The following is an 18,769-nucleotide window of genomic DNA, read 5'->3' as shown; positions in this document are numbered from 1 at the left end:
GGGGCCGGACCTGTCCGGCGTCCGCCGCGGCGAGCTGCGGCCCGGTGAACGGGTCACGCTGACCGACCCGAAGGGCCGGCGGCATTCCGTCGTGCTCGCCGAGGGCGCGAAGTTCCACACCGCCAAGGGCATCGTCGATCATGACGAGCTGATCGGGAAGCCGGAGGGCCGGGTGGTCCGCTCGCTGGGCGGGACCCAGTTCCTGGTGCTCCGGCCGCTGCTCGGCGAGTTCACCACGGCGATGCCGCGCGGGGCCGCCGTGGTGTACCCGAAGGACGCCGCCCAGATCGTCACCGGGGCGGACATCTTCCCTGGTGCGCGGGTGATCGAGGCCGGTGCCGGGTCCGGCGCGCTGACCCTCAGCCTGCTCCGCGCGATCGGCCCGACCGGCCGCCTGATCTCGTACGAGCGCCGGCAGGACTTCGCCGAGGTCGCGGCGCGCAACGTACGGAACTTCCTGGGTGCCGAGCACCCGGCCTGGACCTTGATCACCGGGGACCTGGTGGAGCGGCTCGGGGCCGAGGATCCGGGCCCGGTGGACCGCGTGGTGCTGGACATGCTGGCGCCGTGGGACTGTGTGGAGGCGGCCGGCCGGGTGCTGATCCCGGGCGGTGTGTTCTGCTGCTACGTCGCGACGGTGACCCAGCTGGGCCGGGTGGTGGAGACGCTCCGGGTGCACGGCGGCTACACCGAGCCGGAGGCGACCGAGTCGATGGTCCGCGGCTGGCAGGCCGAGGGCCTGGCGATCCGGCCGCAGCACACGATGGTCGGCCACACCGGGTTCTTGATCACCAGCCGGCGACTGGCGCCCGGCGAGACCGCTCCGGTACGCAAGCGCCGCCCGGCACCGGGAGCGTACGGCGCCGACTACGACGGCCCTCGGGCCGCGGGGCAGAACGCGCCGACGGCCCCGGACGACGCCGCGTCCCAGGACGGTGATCAATTCCCGGGCGGGAGTTCCGCTGCCGGGTAAGGTCTTCGGAGGAGGTGAGGGGGAGTGACCACACCGAACGAAGGCCGGGACGTCCTGGTAGCCCAGATCGCATCCCTGAGAGCCGAATTGGATCGCCTCCGCGAGCGCATCGCGGCCCATCCACACGACATCGCCGTCCTCGAACGCCGACTGGCGGAAGCCCGCCAGGACGCCCGTAACACAGCGGCCAACAATGATCGACTGGCCTCAACCCTGCGCGAGGCGCGGGATCAGATCGTCGCCCTGAAGGCCGAGGTGGACCGGTTGGCGCAGCCGCCGGCGAGCTTCGGGGTGTTCCTCGGGGCGCCGGAGGACGGCTCCGAGGGTACGGCCGACATCTTCACGGCCGGCCGCAAGATGCGGGTCAGCGTCAGCCCTGACGTGTCCACGGACCTGCTCGAACCCGGTCGCGAGGTGATGGTCAACGAGGCGCTGAACGTGGTCGGCGTCCTTGGCTACGACCGGGTCGGCGAGGTGGTGCTGCTCAAGGAGGTGCTGGACGACGGGCTGCGTGCCCTCGTGGTCGGGCACGGCGACGAGGAGAGCATCGTCTGGCTGGGCCTGGCCCTGCGGGCGACGCAGCTCCGGTCCGGTGACTCGCTGCTGATCGACCGGCGGGTGCACTTCGCCTACGAGCGGATCCCGAAGCTGGACGTCGAGGAGCTGGTGCTGGAGGACGTACCGGACATCGACTACGAGGATCTCGGCGGGCTGGGCGGCCAGATCGAATCGATCCGGGACGCCGTCGAGCTGCCGTACCTGCACAAGGAGCTGTTCGCCGAGCACCAGCTGAAGGCGCCCAAGGGTGTCCTGCTGTACGGCCCGCCCGGCTGTGGCAAGACCATGATCGCCAAGGCGGTCGCGAACTCGCTGGCCAAGAAGGTGACCGAGCGGACCGGCCAGGAGGGGCGCAGCTTCTTCCTCAACATCAAGGGCCCGGAGCTGCTGAACAAGTACGTCGGTGAGACCGAGCGGCACATCCGGCTGGTCTTCCAGCGGGCCCGCGACAAGGCCTCCGACGGCATGCCGGTGATCGTCTTCTTCGACGAGATGGACTCGCTGTTCCGGACCCGCGGTTCGGGCGTCTCGTCCGACGTCGAGAACACCATCGTGCCGCAGCTGCTGAGCGAGATCGACGGCGTCGAGGGCCTGGACAACGTGATCATCATCGGTGCCTCGAACCGCGAGGACATGATCGATCCGGCGATCCTGCGCCCGGGCCGGCTGGACGTCAAGATCAAGATCGAACGACCGGACGCCGAGGCGGCCCGGGAGATCTTCAGCAAGTACCTGACGCCGAGCCTGCCGTTGCACGCCGATGATCTTGCCGAGTTCGAGGGTGACCCGGTGGGCACCACGGCGGCCATGATCGACCGCGTGGTGACCCGGATGTACGCCGAGTCGGAGGACAACCAGTTCCTCGAGGTGACGTACGCGGGTGGCGACAAGGAGGTCCTGTACTTCAAGGACTTCAACTCCGGCGCGATGATCCAGAACGTCGTCGACCGGGCCAAGAAGATGGCGATCAAGGACCTGCTCGACACCGGGGTCCGGGGCTTGCGGATCGAGCATCTGCTGCAGGCCTGCCGGGACGAGTTCGCCGAGAACGAGGACCTGCCGAACACCACCAACCCGGACGACTGGGCCAAGATCTCGGGCAAGAAGGGGGAGCGGATCGTGTTCATCCGCACCCTGATCTCGTCCTCGAAGGGCACCCAGCCGGGCCGGTCCATCGACACGGTGTCCAACACCGGTCAATACCTGTAGGCACGACAGCGAGGAAGGCCCCGGGTTCGCAGGAACCCGGGGCCTTCGTCGTCGGTACGGTCAGCGCAGCCGGCCGACAGTCCAGGTGTAGCGGTTGCCCTCGGCGTCCGGACCGGCCCAGGCGACCGTCCGCCCGGTCGCGATGACCGCGGCCAGCTCGTCGTTGTCGGAGAGCCGGTGCAGCGAGCAGCCGGTGCGGAGGTCGAGCAGGTAGTTCCACTCCGGATCACCCTCGCCGCCGTTGCCGGAGATGAAGCCGATCGTGCCGTCGCCGGCGGTGACGTCGGTGACCCGGTCACCCTTCGGCGCGACCAGCCGGGCGATCAGGGTCGTGCCGCGGTAGACGACCAATTCAGGGCCGACGCTCCAGGCCGAGATCTCCCCGGTGGCGGCCGGATAGGACGGCTCCTGCTTCGCATCCTGGTGGACGAGTTCGGTCCGGTCACCGGTGAGCGAGGTGCGGTGGACCCCGCGCTTCTTCTTGTCGCCGGGCTGGTAGTCGACGAAGTAGAGCCACCCATCGGTGGCGGCCGGCCCCATCGCGTTCCGGACTGCGACCCGGGTCTTTCCGCCGGATGCCAGATCGCGCCGGTAGATGTTGATCAATGGGTCGCCACCGTCAGGGTTCTCGCGCGCCTCGGGCCAGAAGACGGTTCCGTTCCAGAGCACCGGGATCGCCTCCGGCTTTCCCACGCCGTGGCTCGGTGTCTGCGTGGAGTCGGCGACCTTGCTGATCTTCTTGGTCGCGCGGTCGTAGGCGTACAACTCCCAGGTCGTCGTGCCGACCGTGGTGTCGGGAGTCTCAACCCACACGACGAACTTCTCGTCCATCGCCGCGTAGGTCGTCTGGGTGTCGGCGTGCAGGTCGTCCGGGCCGCGGACTGTGGTGCGCTTCCCGGTCTCCGGATCCCAGATCTTCAGCTGACCCGGCCGGAGTGTGGTGACGTCGTTCTCGCTGGAGTCCCTGCGGCCCTCCTCGAGCAGCACCTCGCCGGTTGGCCCGACGGTGATCATGAGATTCTCGTCGCCGTTCTCGTCGGTCGCCGGAACCTTCTTCGCGTCGGTCACCGGGCGCCTGGCCGGGTCGGTGATCGCGTCGGCGATCTTGATCGTCTGGCCGGTGCAGGTGCCCTCCTGGCCGGTGCTCTGGGTCGGGCCCGGCGTCGGAGCTGTCGGCCGGACGGTGGTCGGCACGGCCGGGTCGACCGGGCCGGGGGGAAAGGTCAGCGAGGTGAGCAGCGGTACGGCGAGCACGACGACCGCGACGATGCCGGCGACCACCCCACCGGCCATCCGGCGGCGCCGCCGGAGCAGGTGCCGGCCACGGGTCAGGTCGCCGTCGGCGGAGACGGTCGGGGGCTCGCCGGCGAAGCAGTCGTCGAAGTCCTCACGGCGCAGTTGCGGGTCGTCGTTCATCAGGATTCTCCGATCAGTTCGACGTGCGGCGGGGAAGGCGGGGACGGTTGGGTGGCCGGCGGCCCGAGGATGGATTTCAGCCGCTCCAGGGCGCGGGCGGTCTGGCTCTTCACGGTGCCCTGGGTGATCAACAGGTCCCGGGCGACCTCGGCCACCGAGCAGCCCCACCAGTGCCGCAGCACGACGATCTGGCGTTGCCGACCGGGCAGTTGCCGCAGTGCGTCGAGCAGCACCGAACGCTCCTCGTACCCGACTCCGGCCGGCGCCGGCGGCACAAGATCGACCAGCGCGTCACCGGGCAGCACGGCGCGCCGGTTGGGGCGGCGCCACTCGTCGATCGCGGTCCGCGCGATCATCCGCCGTACGTAGGCGTCGGCACGGTCCCGGTGCACCCGGGGCCAGGCGACGTAGAGCTTCATCAGGACGACCTGGACGACGTCCTCGGCCTGGGTCCAATCACCGCAGAGCAGGTACGCGGCCCGCCGGAGCGTCGATCTGCGTTCGTTGACGTACTCCGTGAACTCGGCATCGCGTCGAGCCATTGATCCTCCCGTAGTAGGGACCAGTCGAGCTTGGGTGCCCCCTATACGGATGGACGGCCGAATCGGTTGTCAGCGGGCGCGAGATTCTCGGCCGGCCGGTGCACGGTGACCTCGTCCACCGCCGCCAGCTCCTCCGCGGTGGGCGGCTCGAACGCGGCGAGGATCGCCGTCAGTTCGGCGTCGGTGACCGGTGCCGTGCCGGGCTCGGCGAGCTGCCGCCGGACCGCGAGCCGCCGCCGCAGTTCTTCCGCCGGGACCTCGAAGACGTGCCAGCTGATCCGGGCGCCGCGGGCGCGGGCGTCGGCGAAGACGCGGGTCCGCTCCTCCCGCCGCCAGAGCCCGTCCTCGAGGACCACGTCGACGCCGCGCGAGAGCAGGTCCAGGCCCAGGCCGTAAAGCCGCAACTGGAGCCGTTCGTGGGCGGCATAGTCGGTCATCGGGATGCCGAGCTCGTCCTGCCAGTCGTCGGTGCACAGGCGTAGTCCGACGCCGTCCGCCTCGAGCCGGCGGGCGAGCGTCGTCTTGCCGGCGCCGGGCGGGCCACAGAAGAGGGTCAGGGTGCACATGCGGGACACGATCGCACGCTGCCGTCGTCGGATCAGGTCAGCGGCCTGGCCCGCCCTGGGCCGTCGGGCGTTGCCTGAGGCGGTCGAACGCGGACGGCTCCGGTGGGTCGGCCAGGACCGGCAGGATCCGGTCCACCACCTGCTCGACCGGGATCCGCGAGGTGTCGACGGTGAGGTCGTAGCAGCCGTGATCGTGGAGCGTGTGCAGGTCCGGCTGGTCGAGGTCCATCGGCCCCCTGCGCCGGTCGTTCCGTACGGACTCGCGGGCCTGGGCCACCTCAAGGTCGCAGGTCAGGCCGACGAAGATCACCGGCAGGCCGTCGAACAGGTCCAGGTAGAGCGCCTCGTTCTGCGGCGTCAGGATCGCCTCGGCGATCACCGGGTGCCCGGCCCGCACCATGGCCGCCAGCATCGGCAGATAGCCCCGGACCGTGCGCTGGAACAGGTCGCCGTGATCGGCAAGCCAGACCCGGTCCAGGTAGCCGCGCCGGAACTCGTCCAGCCCGAGGTAGAAGTGCGGTTCGTCGAGGCGCTGTTGCAGCGCCCGCGCGGTGCTGGACTTGCCGGCGCTCGGCGCACCGTTCAGGAAGATGATCCGCGCGGCCATGGCGGGGTCAGCCGGTGGCGGCGTGCCGGGCCTGCCGGATCAGCCGGTAGCCGAGGCGCCAGCCGAGCAGCAGGACGGCCAGGCTGATCGTGGCGACGACGATGAACGGGGTCTCCGCCGTGTCGCCGCTGGCCAGCCGGAGCGCGATGCCGCCGACGACGGTGCAGGCCCAGACGACGATCCCGGCGGTCAGCCCGGCCGGGGCCGCGGACCTCAGCGACGGCCGGAGCCGGTGCCAGAGCAGGGCGAGGACGGTGCCGACGACGGTGCCGACGAGGAACGGCCAGGCGGTCAGAGTCACGCCGACCACGTTGACCGACTCGGCGTGGCTGTTGCGGCCGACGATGGCGAATCCGAGGACCGCGATCAAGTCGATGGTGAATGCCAGCGGGAGCTTCACGGCAGCACTGTAGTCGCAACCCGCCTGCCACGGTGCGGCCGCCGCCGAGGTCGTGCCCGCGGAACGTAGGCTGATGGCGTGGACGGTGTGATGGGGATCGAGACCGAGTACGGGATCAGCGCGATCGGAATGCCGGCCGAAGAGGAACTTCATCCGATGCAGCTGTCCAACCACGTCGTGAAGGCGTACGGCTGGTCGTCGGCGGGCGGGGCCTCGGGCTGGGACTACGAGACCGAGACGCCGCTGCGGGACCTGCGCGGGTACGAGCTCACCCGCGGCCAGGCCCACCCGGACCAGCTGACCGACACCGACCTGGGCATGGCCAACCTGATCCTGACCAACGGCGCCCGGCTGTACGTGGACCACGCACACCCCGAGTTCTCCGGGCCGGAGGTCACCTCGGCCCTGGACGCGGTCCGCTACGACAAGGCGGGCGACGCGATCATGGCGATCGCCGCCCAGCGGGCCAGCGAGTCGATCGGCCGCCAGATCCGGCTGTACAAGAACAACACCGACGGCAAGGGCGCCTCGTACGGAACCCACGAGAACTACCTGCTGTCCCGGGCCACGCCGTTCGACCGGATCGTGACCCAGTTCTCCGGGCACCTGGTCAGCCGGCAGGTGATCATCGGCGCCGGCCGGGTCGGGCTGGGCCAGTCCAGCGAGCAGGCCGGCTTCCAGATCAGCCAGCGGGCCGACTTCTTCGAGGCCGAGGTGGGCCTGGAGACGACGCTGAACCGGCCGATCATCAACACCCGCGACGAACCGCACGCCGACGCCACCAAGCACCGCCGGCTGCACGTGATCACCGGTGACGCGACGATGTCGGAGATCTCCACCTACCTCAAGCTCGGCTGCGCCGCCTGGGTGCTGCGCGCGATCGAGTACGGCTCCGTCGGCCCGCAGGTCCGGCTGGCCGCGCCGGTGGCGGCGATGCGGGCGATCAGCCACGACCCGGCCTGCACCATGACGGTCGGGCTCGCCGACGGCCGGACGATCACCGCGATCGGGCTGCAGGAGATGTACCTGGACGCCTGCCGGGCCACCTACGACGCGGTCGCGGAGGACCTGTCCGAGGCCGCCCGGATCGAGGCGAAGGACCTGTTCGCCCGTTGGCAGAGCTGCCTGGACGCTTTGCGCCGCGACCCGTACGAACTGGCGGACCAGCTGGACTGGGTGGCCAAGCTGCGGCTGATGAACTCGTACCGGGAACGCGACGGGCTGGGCTGGGATGCCGCGAAGGTCGCCCTGATCGACCTGCAGTACTGCGATGTCGACCCGCGCCGCAGCCTCTACCAGGCGCTGGTCGCCAAGGGCCGGATGCAGCGGCTGGTCAGCGACGCCGAGATCGAGCAGGCTCGGACCGAGCCGCCGGCCGACACCCGGGCCTACTTCCGGGGCCGGGTGATGGCCAAGTTCGCCGACGCGGTCGTCGCCGCCTCCTGGGACTCGGTGATCTTCGACGTCCCGGGCCGGGCCGCGCTGCAGCGGATCCCGCTGCTGGACCCGCTCCGCGGCACCCGGGCCCAGGTCGGGCGGGTCATCGACGAGAGCCGTACGGTCACCGAGCTGGTCGAGGCCCTGGGCCGCTGAGCTCGTCACCACGAGATTCGAGTCGGCCGTGATCGACGTTCGGGCGTTCAGGGCTGCGAGTTGACTCTGCCGACGCATAAATTAGTCGGGCTTCTGTCGGGTGAACGACCCGCTCGTCGCATCAGGCGCGGGGAACGAGCGGTCGGAAGGGAAGAGTTGTGGCAAGTAGCAGTGATCCGAGTACCTGGGCTGGTCTCCCCGATGTCAAGATCAACGAGGCGGCGGCGGAATCGCTGATCTCCTGGTGCACCGACACGGCGACCAAGCTCCGCAGCCAGTGCAGCACTCGCCGGACCGGCACCAGCACCGCGCTGCAGGACTTCAAGGGCCGGTTCTCCCAGCTCTTCGAGCGCAATCAGGGCATCGCCGACGAGGACGGCGAGAACATCGCCACCGCGCTGGACGATGTCGCACGCCAGGTGCGCTACGTCAAGGATCTGGTGCCCGACGAGAACCGACGCCGCCGGGAAGCCCGGGAGTGGAAGAAGCGGCACGACGAGGACAAGGCGCACCTCACGTTCTCCGACCTCGGTGGTGACGAGGATCCGCCGGAGGGACCCAAACCGCCGCCGCCGCCGAAGCAGTTCTCGGCCGACGCCAAGGATCGGGAGAACCCGATGCCCGGAGGGGGTGGGAGCAGTGGCGGAGGTGGTACGTCGTCGGCTCGGCCGACGGCACTGCGCACCTTCGTGAGCGGCCTGACCGAATCGCTCCAGTCCCTGCAGGGGAAGCCCGCCAAGCTGAGGGGATTCGAGTCCGAGTTCAACGCCGGGTTCGACTGGGGAGTCGACGGAACCACCGGGATCGACGGCTCCGCGGTGTACACCGCGCTGGGCCAGTACAACCAACTCAACGACCAGGACAAGACCTGGGTGGAGACGGTCGCGACGGCCTTCGAACAGGCCGGTGGTTCCGGTGACATGGTGACGGTCTCCGACAGCGCGTTGGAGGCCAGCCTCCAGGCCGCCGGGGTACCGGTGAATCGCCGCGACATCCCGCCCACGTCGCCGGCGCGACTCGGTGTGGCGCCCACCACGGGCTATTCCGACGATCCGGTGAACGCCTCCACCGGCAACTTCGTCGAGCCGGAGACGGACCTGTCGTTCGCCGGCGGCAGCGCGTCGCTGGCGCTGAGCCGGATGTACAACTCGTTCAACCGGGCCCGGGGTGCCTTCGGGCCGGGGTGGTCGAGCTGGACCGAGGTCCGGCTCGCGTTCACCGACGCGGCCGCGCTGCTGACCCAGCCCGACGGCCGCGTGATCGAGTTCCCCCGGCTGGGCACCGGTTGGGATCGCGGCCGCGGAGTGTCGCTGTGGCTCGACCGCGACGAGGCGGCTGACGAACTGCGGGTGAGTGACAACGACGACGGGACCTGGCGCTTCACCACCGCCGGCCTGCCGCTCTCGCACGACCGCGGCGCCGGCACCATGATCAGCCTCCGTCATGCCGAGGGCAGGCTGGTCCGGCTGGAGCACGAACGCGGTCGCTGGCTGAGCCTGGAATGGGGCGGAGACTCCGTCACCGCGGTGGCGGCCTCCGACGGTCGCCGGATCGAGTACGGCTACGACGACGCCGGACAGCTGATCTCGGTGACCGGCGACGGAGGAACGCGCAGCTACCGCTGGAACGACGCCGGCCTGATCGCGGAGGTCGTCGACGCCGACGGCGTGGTCGAGGTGCGCAACACCTATGACGACCGGAGCCGGGTGACCACCCAGCGCTCCCCGCACGGCCGGGTCAGCCGCTACAGCTATCTGCCGGGCAACGTCACCGAGGTCGCCGATCTCGACGGGACCCGGGCGAACACCTGGATCCACGACGGGCGCGGTCGGCTGATCGGCATCATCGACAGCTTCGACCAGCGTCAATCGACCAGTTACGACGCTCAGGGCAATCCGGTCCTGGTGGTGGGCCGCGACGGCGGGGCCACGGCGCGCGAGTTCGACGACCGCGGGCATGTGGTTCGCGAGGTCAGCCCGTCCGGCGCCGAGATGCAGTACGCCTACGACGAGCACGACCGGATCCTCACCGTGGTCACCGGCGAGGGCGCGGTGACGACGTACACGTACGACGGCACTGGACGCAATCCGGCGACGATGACCGATCCGGAGGGCGGTGTCACCCGGTTCGAGTGGCGCGACGGTCTGCTGGTCCGGCTGGTCGATCCGGTCGGGGTCGTCCTGCGGTTCGACTACAACGAGTACGGCGATCTCACGGCCACCACCAACGCGGCCGGCGATTGCGCGCGGCTGAGCTACGACGCGTCCGGTCGGGTCGTCGCGGCGGCCACGCCGAGCGGCCGCCGTACCGTCTTCGTCCACGGGCCGCACGGGATCACCGAGCGCCACGACCCCGACGACGCGATCTGGACCTTCGAGTACACGGCCGGGGGACGGCTGGCGGCCACGATCGATCCGACCGGGGCGCGGACCGAGATCGAGTACGGCACCGACGGCGAGGAGTCCCGGACCATCGATCCGCTCGGCCGGGCGGTCGAGCGCCGGCTGGACGATCTCGGCAATCTAGCCGCGGTCGAGCTGCCGGACGGCAGCACCTGGCGCTTCGAGCACGATTCGCTGTCCCGGCTGAGCCGGACCACGACGCCGGACGGGCATGCCTGGAGCTGGCGGTACGGTGTCGGCGGCGCGCCGGACTCCGTGATCGACCCGCTCGGTCACGAGCTGTCGGTCACGGCGGACCCCGCCGGTGGCGTCGTTTCGCGGGACGCGACGGGGGAGCTGACCCACCGGTTCGACGAGCTCGGCCGGCCTGTTGCGGTCGGGCAGGTCGACGGGTCGACGGCGATCACCACCTACGACCGGTGCGGCCGGCCCATGGAGCTGCTTGACGCCGAGGGCGCGCTGACCAGGATCGAGCGGGACGCCGCCGGCCGGGCGGTCGCGGTCACCTCGCCGGTGGGCGACGTGACCCGGTTCGAGTACGACGCCTGCGGCCGGCGGAGCGCGACCATCGACGCGCTCGGGAACCGCACCACGATCAGCTATGACGCGGACAGCCGCCCGGTGCGGCTGCGGATGCCGACCGGCGAACTCGGCTGGCTGAGTTACGACCGCGCTGGTCGCGTCGTCGCGAGCTTCGTCCCCGGAGTGGGCCGCACCCGTTATGAGTACGACCTCGCCGGGCGCATGGTCGCGGTCTCCGACCCGAGCAGCGGGCGGCGCCGGTTCCGCTACGACGCGGCCGGGCAGCTGATCGCCGCGATCAACGGCAACGGCGGAGTCACCCGGTACGGCTACGACGCGGCCGGCCGCAATACGACGATCACCGACCCGCTGGGTCACGTCACGCGGCGTGAGTTCGATGCCGAGAACCGGTGCGTGGCGGAGACCGACCCGCTGGGCCGGACCACCCGCGCGGGCTATGACCCGCTCGGTCGCCAGGCCTGGCAGGAGGAGCCCGACGGCCGGCGGACCGAGTGGACGTACGACGCGGCCGGCCGGGTCGCCGAGATCGCCGTCGACGGCCGGACGGTCAGCACCATCAGTCGCGATCTGCGCAACCGACGGGTCACGATCACCGACCGGTCCCGTCGGGACCGGGTCAGCGTCAGCGAACTGGAGTGGAACCGCCGCCACCAGTTGATCCGGCGGACCCGCGACGGCCAGTCCGTCAGCTGGACCTACGACGCGGCCGGACGCCGGACGGGGATGACGACCCCGGACGGCGTGACGACGACGTACGGCTATGACGCGGCGAGCCGGCTCACCGCCATCGACCATCCGCTGCTCGGCCGGGCGCGGCTCACCCTCGATCGATCCGGCCGGCTGGTCGCCGTCGCGGCGGCCGGGGTGTCGCAGTCGTGGAGCTACGCCGACGGCTTCGTCACCGGGCACGTGCTCACCGAGGCCGACGGGTCGGTGCGCACTGCCATCGACCGGGACGCCGACGGCCGGATCGTCGGCATCGAGAAGACGGCGACGGACGGCACGCGCGAGTCCACCCGCTTCGACTACGACGCGGCGTACCAGCTGATCGGCAAGACCGTCGACGACGTGGTCTCCCGCTGGCAGTACGACCTGGCCGGCCGCCTGGTCGCCGAGAGCCACGGTGCCCAGTCGTGCGACTACAGCTACGACGCCGCGGGGCAGTTGACGTCGGCGACCGGGGCCGAGGGCACGACCCGGCACGAGTACGACGGGGCCGGCCGGCGGCTGCGGACGTCCTTCGCCGACGGCGGGGTGCGGGACTACTCGTGGTCGCCGACCGGCTACCTGGCTGAGGTCGCCGACCGCGTCGGCGATCAGGTCCGGCGGACCCGGATGCACGTGGATGCGACCGGCGAGCTCGCCTCGGTCACCTCCGGGACCATGGAGTTGCCGACGTTCTGGGACAGCGCCGATCCGTACGCGCCCGGACTGGTGCAGGTAGGGGCGACGTCGGTCCTCGGCGCGGCCGGTATGACCGGCGTCGGTGATCAGTGGGCGGCTTCGGGCTGGCGTTCCAGCCGGGCCACGGGTACCGACCCGTGGAGCGTCGAGCCCGGACGTGCGGTTGGTCTGCCCGACGCGATGGGCATGGTCAGCGTCGGCGCGGCCGGCGAACTGAGGATCGCCGGTCTGGAGTGGCTGCACGCACGGGCCTACGATCCGGCCACGCGTGGCTTCCTGTCGGTGGACACCCTGGATCCGGTGCCGGGGGCCGGCTGGGCCGGGAACCCGTACTCCTACGCCGGCAACGATCCGATGCATGCGGCCGACCCGACCGGGCTGAAGCCGGTGTCGCAGGCCGATCTGGAGAACGCCCGCAAGCCGTGGTACGAGAAGGCCTGGGACGCGACCACGGAATGGGTCGGGAACAACTGGGAGTACCTGGCCGGCGGGGCGATGGTGATCGCCGGCGGCGTGCTGATGGCGACTGGTGTCGGCGGGCCGGCGGGCATGATGTTGATCTCGGCGGGCGCCGACACCATCATCCAGAAGGCGACCACCGGCGAGGTGAACTGGGGCCAGGTCGCCGTCTCCGGTGCGCTCGGCGGCATCGGCGGGCTGGGACTGGCCGGCCGGGTCGGTGCGACCGGCTGGAAGGCCGCCGCGATCAACGGGGCGGTCTCGGGCGGCGTGGGCGGCGCCGGGATGGGCGGCTATCGCTATGCCACGGGTCCCGGTCCGCACACCGTGAGCGGCTTCCTCTCCGCGACGACGACGGGTGCCGTGCAGGGTGCGGTCCTCGGTGGCGCCGGCGGCGCCGGTGGACACGGACTGGTCACCGGGGTCCGCAACCTGCGAAACGTCAGGCCGGCCCCTGGCGGCACGGTGCTGACGACTCCAACGGACACGTTCGGACGGTACGCAGCGAAAGCCAAGCCCATTCCGGGACACCACGATGTCGCGATTCACGGGTCGCCCACTGATTTCGGCAGAACGCCGCAGGCCTGGGCCAGCGGCGAGAACTTCAATCACCGGGTGCTGGCAAGACTGATCCAGAACGATCCGAGCTATCCCGGTGGGGACATCAGACTGATCTCGTGTCAGACGGGCAGCTTGCCGGACGGAGCGGCACAGAATCTGGCCAACAAGATGGGGGTGAATGTGAGGGCCCCCGACGATACTGTGTGGGCTTGGCCGAACGGCCGGCTGACGATTGGACCGACGGCCAACAGCAACTCAGGATCGTGGCAGGACTTCTCGCCAGGACCTTAGGAGGATGAATGTCTTTGGCTCAGCTAGGTTTCTATCGGGAGCTTTCCTACGGCGACCCGGATGGCGAGAGTATCCACCGCACCACAGAGCTTGATGCAGTACGGAAGACTCGGGTTGTTGCGTATCTTCGGAATGCGCCGGTGCTTGCGGCGTCTGGAATCCTGGGTACGGACTATTTCACGGGTGGTGATCTTGGTCCCTTCTATTTCCACACGGACGGGCGATGGGTGTGGTACAGCGATCTTGCTGACTATGTCGAGCATCACAACACCTGGCTACCCGATGATTTCGTCGCCGTCGCTGGACAATCGGACCCCCCAGAACTCACCGACGAAGAGCTGACAGCGCTGGCGGAATCATTGCAACCGAAGTGAGGGATGCGGAAGCGTGCGCCTGGATGACGCGCTCGAGCGAGCGACTGATCGGCTGAGCCGACTTTCCCCGTCCCTGGATCCGGGTGGCCTGATGATCACGCGGGCCGAGTTGCGGGATCGTGGTTGGCTGTTCTTCTATTCCAGCACGGCCTTCGTGCAGTCGCGATCCTTCGTAGACGCGCTGGGCGGTGACCTGCCGATCCTGGTCACACCGGACGGTGCCGCGGCAACTATCGCGCGCGAGGACATTCCGCTCAAGGCTGGAGAGCCGATTCATCCTGGGGTCTCAGGGCTGATGTAGGGATCGCCCGCCGGCCGCGGGTCGGTGCCCCCTCATCGAGCGGACAGTTTGACCTCGATTCCGGCGCGGTCTGCGGGTCAGATCGTCCACTCGGCGAGGGCGGTGCGGCGAGGACCGTGGCCCAAGCCGGCCGGTTCCTCGACGAGCGCGAGTCTGTCGCCGACTCGCAGGCACTCAGGACCCGATCCGACAACTCTTCGGCCGGAGGGTGGTATCTCCGGGGCGCTGTCGTACGTGGACACTAGGCTTGATCCGACAACCAGGACACGGGTCACCCACCGGAGGCCCCGATGCTGGAGAGGAGAACGTCATGGCTGAGACCGAGCACACCCGGCGACGGGCCCGTACTTCCCACGAGGAGCAGGAGGTCGACGAGATCGCCCCGGCTGACACCGCCCACAAGGCGGAGCTGGACTCGGACGTCGATTCGCTGTTGGACGAGATCGATGATGTGCTCGAAGTCAACGCCGAGGAGTTCGTCCGAAGCTTCGTTCAGAAGGGTGGGCAGTGAGCGATCTGTCGTCGATAGGTCTGTCACCGGAATACCTGAAGGTCGGTACGTCGTCGTTCTACGAGTTCGCCGCCTCGGTCGCACCGCACGTGCTGCCGAACGCGCGTTCTGCTGAACTCGGGAGCGGCGACGCCGGTTCGTTGTCCCCGCACGGGACGACGATCATCGCCGCGACCTTCCCCGACGGGGTGGTGCTGGCCGGTGACCGGCGGGCCACCTCGGGCAGCATGATCGCCCAGCGTGACATCGAGAAGGTGTTTCCGGCCGACGAGTTCTCGCTGATCGGTTTCGCCGGGACGGCCGGGCTCGGGATCGACCTGGTCCGGCTGTTCCAGCTCGAGCTGGAGCACTACGAGAAGCTCGAGGGTTCGTCGCTGTCCCTGGTCGGCAAGGCGAACCGGCTGGCCACCATGATCCGGGGCAACCTGCCGCTGGCGATGCAGGGCCTGATCGCGGTGCCGCTGTTCGCGGGCTGGGACCTGGCCGAGGGCCGGGGCCGGATCTTCGCCTTCGATCCCACCGGCGGCCGGTACGAGGAGTACGACTTCCACTCCATCGGGTCCGGCTCGGTGTTCGCCCGGGGCTCGCTGAAGAAGCTCTACCGGCGCGACCTGGATGCGACCGGCGCCGCGTCGGCCGCCATCCAGGCGCTGTACGACGCGGCCGACGACGACTCGGCCACCGGCGGGCCGGACGTGAGCCGCCGGATCTACCCGGTGGTGATGGTCGCCGGGCCGGACGGTGTCGAGCGCGTCGCCGAGGATCAGGTCGCGGAGCTGGTGGACCAAATGCTGGTCGGCCGGCTGCAGCGCCCCGACGGACCAGGAGCCCCGCTTTCATGAGCATGCCGTTCTACGTCGCGCCCGAACAACTGATGAAGGACCGGGCGGACTACGCCCGGAAGGGGATCGCCCGCGGCCGCTCGGTCGTGGTTCTGCACTTCGCCGACGGCATCCTGTTCGTCGCCGAGAACCGGTCCCAGGCGCTGCACAAGGTGAGCGAGATCTACGACCGGATCGGCTTCGCCGCGGTCGGCCGCTACAACGAGTTCGAGAACCTGCGCACCGCCGGGATCCGGTACGCGGACCTGCGCGGTTACAGCTACGACCGGACCGACGTGACCGGTCGCGGCCTCGCGAATGCGTACGCGCAACTGCTCGGGACGATCTTCTCCTCCGGCGGCGAGAAGCCGTACGAGGTCGAGATCGTGGTCGCCGAGCTCGGCACCGAGCTGGCGTCGGACCAGATCTACCGGCTCACCTACGACGGCTCGGTGAACGACGAGGAGGACTTCGCCGTGATGGGCGGGTCCGCCGAGGCGATCACCGAGGCGGTCCGCTCGGGCTACCGTCCCGGCCTCGGGCTGACCGAGGCGATCCGGCTCGCGGTGCAGGCCCTCGCCTCCGATCAGGGTTCCGGCGCGCCGAGTCGCGAGCTCGGGGTGGAGTCCCTGGAGGTCGCGGTGCTCGATCGCACCCGCGCCCTGCCCAGGAAGTTCCGCCGGATCCGCGGCGACCGGCTCGCCGAACAACTGGGCACGACAACGCCCCCTGAGCCCGTTGAAGCGCCCGCCACGGCGTCCCCTGAGGCCGTCGAAGGACAGGCGGAGACGGCCGAGGGGCAGAGCCCCGCGTCTCCGCCCGCGGATACCGAGGATCAGTGACCGAATCCCGGCCGATCACCGCTGAGCCTCCGGGCCCGACGGTGATCATCGGTGCCGGCCTGGTCGGTGCCTCGGTCGGCTGCGCGCTGACCGCCGCCGGCTGGCCGGTGCACCTGGTCGACGCCAAGGCCAGCCACGCCCGGGTCGCCGCCGAACTCGGTGCGGGTACGGTGACGCCGGCGGTCCCGGAGGACGTCCGCCTGGTGGTGGCCGCGGTGCCGCCGCGAGTGCTGTCCGGCGTGATCAGCGATGCGCTGCGGCGCTATCCGAACGCGACCGTGACCGACGTCGGCTCGGTCAAGGCCGGCGTGCTGCATTCCTTGTGGGACAGCGAACCGGAGCTGGCCCGGTACGTCGGGTCGCACCCGATGGCCGGCTCCCAACATTCCGGGCCGATGACCGCCCGGGCCGATCTGTTCGTCGACCGGACCTGGGTGATCACGCCGCACCGCCGGTCGGCCGGACCGTCGGTCGACACGGTGCGCACCTTGGTCGCCGCCTGCCACGCACGGACGGTGATCATGGACGTCGATGATCATGATGCGGCCGTGGCCCGGGTCTCCCATCTGCCGCACCTGATGTCGGTCCTGACGGCCGGCCGGCTGAACGACATCCCCGCCGACGACCTGCTGCTGGCCGGCCAGGGCCTGCGCGACGTGACCCGGATCGCCGGTTCCGACCCCGGCCTGTGGGAACAGATCCTGGGCAGCAACTCCGGCGCCGTGCTGTCCGAGCTGCGCCAGGTCCATGATCAACTCCAGGTGCTGATCAAGGCCCTGGAACAGCCCGAGACCGACGAACTGCGGACCGTCCTGTCCCATGGCGTGACCGGGACCCGCCGGATCCCCGGCAAGCACGGCCGGGTCGCCGTCGCGTACAGCAGGGTCGTCGTGCAGATCCCCGACGAACCCGGCGCCCTGGGCCGCCTGTTCGCCCTGGTCGGCGAGTCCGGCGTCAACGTCGAGGACATCGCGATCGAACATGATCAGGTCCGCGAGGTCGGCTACCTGTCGCTGTCGGTCGACCCCGCCACCGAGGCCGACCTGGTCGGCGCGATCACGGCCAACGGCTGGACCGTCGAACCCTGACTCAGCCGGCCGGAGCGGGGGACAGCTCGCCCCAGACGGTGTCCAGGGTCTGCTTGAACACCTCGACCGGCTGGCCGCCCGAGACGGCGTACTTGCCGTTGAAGACGAAGAACGGGACTCCGCTGATGCCGAGTTGCCGGGCCAGCGCGATGTCGTCCTGGACGTCGTCGAGGTGGGCACCGCTCTCCAACGCGCTGCGGGTCTTGGCGCCGTCCAGGCCGACCTCCTCGGCCAGGTCGGTCAGCGTGTCGTAGTCGGCGACGTTGCGCCCCTCGGTGAAGTAGGCGAGGAACAGCCGCTGCATCATGGCCCGCTGCACCCCGGCATCGAGGGCGACGTGGCTGAGCCGGTGAGCGGACGTGGAGTTGATCGCGATCGCCTTGTCGAACCGGTAGTCCAGGCCCAGGGCGCGGCCGCGCTCGGCGAGCATGGCGTGCCCGGCGTCGACCTCCTCACGAGAGCTGCCCCGGTTGCTGCTGATCAGCTCGTACAGATCGGTCGGCCGATCGGACGGCAGGTCGGGCCGGAGCAGGAAGCTGCGGTAGCGGACGTCGACCCGCTCCGCGTGCGGGAAGTCCTGCAGGGCGTGTTCCAGGGCCGTGTCGCCGAGATAGCACCAGGGGCACATGATGTCGCTCCAGATGTCGACCCGCAGTCGGCCGGGTTCGAGCGCGAACGGTTCGGCGGACATCAGGCGCACACTCCGTCCGGGCCGCAGACCTCGGCGTCGCCGGCGTCGACCGCGACGAACGTGAACCCGCCGGTCGCCGGCGGAGTCGGCTCGGTCGTCGCCTCGGCGGGCGGGCCGTCCGGGCGCGGATCGGGATGAGTCGGATTCGGGGCGAGTGGTGGTGTGGTCACGGCTGGCACAACGGTCCGGACTTCCTCTGCATTCCAAAGATGGGGTACGCACTATTTGGTGAGTAGAATCCCGGGCATGCCCGTGCCCGGTCCGACCGACCTCCGACTCGCCCTGGCGGCCGACTGCCCGGCCCGCCTGGTGCTCACCCACGTCACCGGCAAGTGGGGCGTCCCGACCCTGCTCGCGCTGGCCGGCGGCACCCGGCGCTGGAACGAACTGCGCGACTCGATCGACGGGGTCAGCGAGAAGATGCTCGCCCAGACCCTGCGCGCCCTGGTCGACGACGGCTTCGTGGTCCGGGATCAGAAGCCGACCCTGCCGCCACACGTCGAATACTCGCTGACCGACGTCGGCCGGGAGATCGCCGAGCTGCTGCTGCCGCTGGTCGAGCGGGTGGCCCGCCATGTGGGCGACGAGGTCCCGTGGACCCGTTGTTGATCATGGCG

17 protein-coding genes and 1 pseudogene are annotated in these 18,769 nt (G+C 70.1%); 11 read left to right on the top strand and 7 right to left on the bottom strand.

Annotated elements, in window-relative coordinates:
* Nucleotides 1–28: 28 nt before the first annotated feature.
* Both ACFQU4_RS26425 and arc read left to right on the top strand, forming a co-directional pair.
* A pseudogene (locus ACFQU4_RS26425) lies at nt 29–973 on the top strand (tRNA (adenine-N1)-methyltransferase); the annotation flags it as partial.
* A gap of 24 nt (nt 974–997) precedes the next feature.
* A complete protein-coding gene (gene arc / locus ACFQU4_RS26420) occupies nt 998–2,740 on the top strand; it encodes a proteasome ATPase (RefSeq protein WP_377497765.1) in 1,743 nt (580 codons plus the stop codon).
* Between the two features lie 60 nt (nt 2,741–2,800).
* Here arc and ACFQU4_RS26415 read toward each other — a convergent pair whose 3' ends face one another.
* The 5 genes from ACFQU4_RS26415 to ACFQU4_RS26395 are packed head-to-tail and all read right to left on the bottom strand — an operon-like array spanning nt 2,801 to nt 6,271.
* Nucleotides 2,801–4,156 (bottom strand): hypothetical protein, encoded by a 1,356-nt coding sequence (locus tag ACFQU4_RS26415; RefSeq protein WP_377497763.1) that lies wholly within the window; start codon nt 4,154–4,156, stop codon nt 2,801–2,803.
* The gene (locus ACFQU4_RS26410) at nt 4,156–4,698 is read right to left on the bottom strand and encodes a SigE family RNA polymerase sigma factor (protein WP_377497761.1); all 543 of its coding nucleotides are present in this window, start codon (nt 4,696–4,698) and stop codon (nt 4,156–4,158) included. Before ACFQU4_RS26410 ends, ACFQU4_RS26415 begins: the two co-directional genes overlap by 1 nt.
* Before the next feature lie 41 nt (nt 4,699–4,739).
* Entirely contained in the window at nt 4,740–5,264 is a 525-nt protein-coding gene (locus ACFQU4_RS26405; protein WP_377497759.1) for an AAA family ATPase, read from the bottom strand.
* Nucleotides 5,265–5,301: 37 nt separating this feature from the next.
* Entirely contained in the window at nt 5,302–5,871 is a 570-nt protein-coding gene (locus ACFQU4_RS26400) for a chloramphenicol phosphotransferase CPT family protein (protein WP_377497757.1), read from the bottom strand.
* A 7-nt stretch (nt 5,872–5,878) separates the two neighbouring features.
* Nucleotides 5,879–6,271, bottom strand: coding sequence for a DUF3054 domain-containing protein (locus ACFQU4_RS26395; protein ID WP_377497755.1), 393 nt, complete (start codon nt 6,269–6,271; stop codon nt 5,879–5,881).
* Nucleotides 6,272–6,349: 78 nt separating this feature from the next.
* On the opposite strand from ACFQU4_RS26395, the gene dop reads away from it, so the two are divergent.
* The 8 genes from dop to ACFQU4_RS26355 all read left to right on the top strand — a co-directional run bounded on the left by dop (nt 6,350) and on the right by ACFQU4_RS26355 (nt 17,461).
* Nucleotides 6,350–7,864 carry a depupylase/deamidase Dop gene (gene dop, locus ACFQU4_RS26390; RefSeq protein WP_377497753.1) on the top strand — a complete coding sequence of 505 codons (1,515 nt, stop codon included), beginning with the start codon at nt 6,350–6,352 and terminating at the stop codon, nt 7,862–7,864.
* A 158-nt stretch (nt 7,865–8,022) separates the two neighbouring features.
* Entirely contained in the window at nt 8,023–13,524 is a 5,502-nt protein-coding gene (locus tag ACFQU4_RS26385; RefSeq protein ID WP_377497751.1) for a DUF6531 domain-containing protein, read from the top strand.
* 8 nt (nt 13,525–13,532) lie between these two features.
* A complete protein-coding gene (locus ACFQU4_RS26380) occupies nt 13,533–13,898 on the top strand; it encodes a hypothetical protein (RefSeq protein WP_377497749.1) in 366 nt (121 codons plus the stop codon).
* A 13-nt stretch (nt 13,899–13,911) separates the two neighbouring features.
* The gene (locus ACFQU4_RS26375) at nt 13,912–14,199 is read left to right on the top strand and encodes a YrhB domain-containing protein (protein WP_377497747.1); all 288 of its coding nucleotides are present in this window, start codon (nt 13,912–13,914) and stop codon (nt 14,197–14,199) included.
* A 310-nt stretch (nt 14,200–14,509) separates the two neighbouring features.
* Nucleotides 14,510–14,710, top strand: a complete 201-nt coding sequence (locus ACFQU4_RS26370; RefSeq protein WP_179747813.1) for a ubiquitin-like protein Pup — start codon at nt 14,510–14,512, stop codon at nt 14,708–14,710.
* A gap of 5 nt (nt 14,711–14,715) precedes the next feature.
* On the top strand, nt 14,716–15,552 hold the full coding sequence (gene prcB / locus ACFQU4_RS26365) for a proteasome subunit beta (RefSeq protein ID WP_377497960.1): 837 nt from the start codon (nt 14,716–14,718) through the stop codon (nt 15,550–15,552).
* A complete protein-coding gene (gene prcA / locus ACFQU4_RS26360; protein WP_377497744.1) occupies nt 15,549–16,373 on the top strand; it encodes a proteasome subunit alpha in 825 nt (274 codons plus the stop codon). Before prcB ends, prcA begins: the two co-directional genes overlap by 4 nt.
* The gene (locus ACFQU4_RS26355; RefSeq protein ID WP_377497741.1) at nt 16,370–17,461 is read left to right on the top strand and encodes a prephenate dehydrogenase; all 1,092 of its coding nucleotides are present in this window, start codon (nt 16,370–16,372) and stop codon (nt 17,459–17,461) included. The genes prcA and ACFQU4_RS26355 overlap by 4 nt, the downstream gene beginning before the upstream one ends.
* Nucleotide 17,462: 1 nt before the next feature.
* Here the strand turns inward: ACFQU4_RS26355 and ACFQU4_RS26350 are convergent, their stop codons facing one another.
* Nucleotides 17,463–18,152: a DsbA family protein gene (locus ACFQU4_RS26350; RefSeq protein ID WP_377497739.1), complete on the bottom strand. Its 690-nt coding sequence runs from the start codon at nt 18,150–18,152 to the stop codon at nt 17,463–17,465.
* The gene (locus tag ACFQU4_RS26345) at nt 18,152–18,322 is read right to left on the bottom strand and encodes a hypothetical protein (protein ID WP_377497737.1); all 171 of its coding nucleotides are present in this window, start codon (nt 18,320–18,322) and stop codon (nt 18,152–18,154) included. The genes ACFQU4_RS26350 and ACFQU4_RS26345 overlap by 1 nt, the downstream gene beginning before the upstream one ends.
* A gap of 76 nt (nt 18,323–18,398) precedes the next feature.
* Between ACFQU4_RS26345 and ACFQU4_RS26340 the strand changes: the two genes are divergently transcribed.
* A complete protein-coding gene (locus ACFQU4_RS26340) occupies nt 18,399–18,761 on the top strand; it encodes a winged helix-turn-helix transcriptional regulator (protein ID WP_377497735.1) in 363 nt (120 codons plus the stop codon).
* Nucleotides 18,762–18,769 lie beyond the last annotated feature (8 nt).

This window comes from Microlunatus sp. GCM10028923 (assembly GCF_042666975.1).
GTDB lineage: Bacteria > Actinomycetota > Actinomycetes > Propionibacteriales > Propionibacteriaceae > Microlunatus.
The sequence above is the reverse complement of the archived record's forward strand: the minus strand, read 5'-3'. Positions and strand labels throughout refer to the sequence as shown.